Origin of the sequence: Gordonia amarae NBRC 15530 (genome assembly GCF_000241345.1) — a bacterium.
Lineage (GTDB): Bacteria > Actinomycetota > Actinomycetes > Mycobacteriales > Mycobacteriaceae > Gordonia > Gordonia amarae.
The window spans coordinates 1-1,563 of the sequence record NZ_BAED01000029.1 but is presented as its reverse complement, the minus strand read 5'-3'; the positions used below and the strand labels follow the sequence as shown (position 1 = coordinate 1,563).

At 62.4% G+C, this 1,563-nt stretch carries 1 protein-coding gene; it reads left to right on the top strand.

Features of this window, described 5'->3' with window-relative positions:
• A partial coding sequence (locus GOAMR_RS08590; RefSeq protein ID WP_005185661.1) for an amino acid adenylation domain-containing protein occupies positions 1-1,563 on the top strand: 1,563 nt, incomplete at both ends.

Here is a 1,563-nt window from a genome sequence, read left to right as displayed (position 1 = left end):
GTGCCCGCGGGCACTGTTGCTGATGCTCTGGTGGCGCAGGCTGTGCGGTCTCCTGATGCCCGGGCGTTGTGGTTCCAGGGGCGTGGTGTCTCGTTTGCGGAGTTGTCGGCGCGTGTGAGTGTGCTTGCGCGTGAGTTGATTTCGGTGGGTGTGGGGCCGGATGTGGCGGTGGGTGTGTGTATTGACCGCAGTGTGGAGATGGTGGTGGCGATCCATGCTGTGGTGGCTGCGGGTGGTCAGTATGTGCCGATTGCCACGGATGCTCCTGCTGATCGTGTGCAGTACATGCTGGAGACAGCTGGTGTGGGTGTGGTCTTGATCGGACCAAGCGTTTTGATCCGTGAGGAGTTGTCGTCGGGCGACGAAGGAGCCGGCCGACAGTGTCACGATGGGTCCGGTGACGCGACTGTCTGGGGTGGCCAGGTGCGGATCATTGTTGTGGATTGCACTGTTGACATCGACTTGTCGACGGTTCCGGTGACTGATGCTGAGCGTGTGGTGCCGTTGTCGTTGGACAATGCGTTGTACACGTTGTTCACGTCGGGTTCGACGGGGCGTCCGAAGGGTGTGACGGTGTCGCATCGTGCGGTGCTGAATCGTCTGTGGTGGGGTCTGGATGCTTTTCCGTGGTCGGTGGGTGACAGGGTGGTTCAGAAGACGCCGTACACGTTTGATGTGTCGGTGCCGGAGTTGTTCGGGCCGTTGGTCACGGGTGCGGAGTTGGTGATTGCGCGTCCGGGTGGTCATGCGGATCCGGGGTATATCGCGGATTTGATCGCGGACACGCGGGCGACGTCGGTGCATTTTGTGCCGTCGATGTTGTCGGTGTTCGTGGATGTGGTGGATCGGGAGCGTCTGGCGCAGTTGACGTCGCTGAGGTGGGTGTTTGCTTCGGGTGAGGCGTTGCCGGCTGCGGTGGTGGCGCAGGTGCATGAGATCTGGCCGGGTGTGGGTATTCACAACCTGTTCGGTCCGACTGAGGCTGCGGTGGAGGTGGCGTGGGCTGATGTGTCCGATGCTCCGGAGCTGGTGACGATCGGTGCTCCGGTGTGGAATACCGAAACCTTGGTGCTTGATGATCGCCTTCGGCCGGTGCCGGTGGGGGTGCCGGGTGAGTTGTATCTGGGTGGTGTGCAGGTCGCGCGTGGGTATGCGGGGCAGCCGGGTATGTCGGCCGAACGGTTTGTTGCCGATCCGTTTGGTGTGCCGGGTTCGCGGTTGTATCGCACCGGTGATGCGGTGCGGTGGAATGCGGCCGGTGATATCGAGTATTTGGGTCGTACTGATTTCCAGGTGAAGTTGCGGGGTCAGCGGATCGAGCTCGGTGAGATCGAGGCGGTGCTGGCGGGTGTGCCGGGTGTGGTGCATGCGGCGGCGACGGTGGCGGCGACCGACACGGGTGCTGAGCATTTGGTGGCGTATCTGTCGCCGGCGAGTGTCGACGCTGATGTGGTGAAACAAGCGGTGGCGCGGGCGTTGCCGTCGTACATGGTGCCGTCGGTGTGGTCGTTGCTTGATGAGGTGCCGCTCAACAGTGCGGGCAAGTTGGATCGGAAGGCGTTG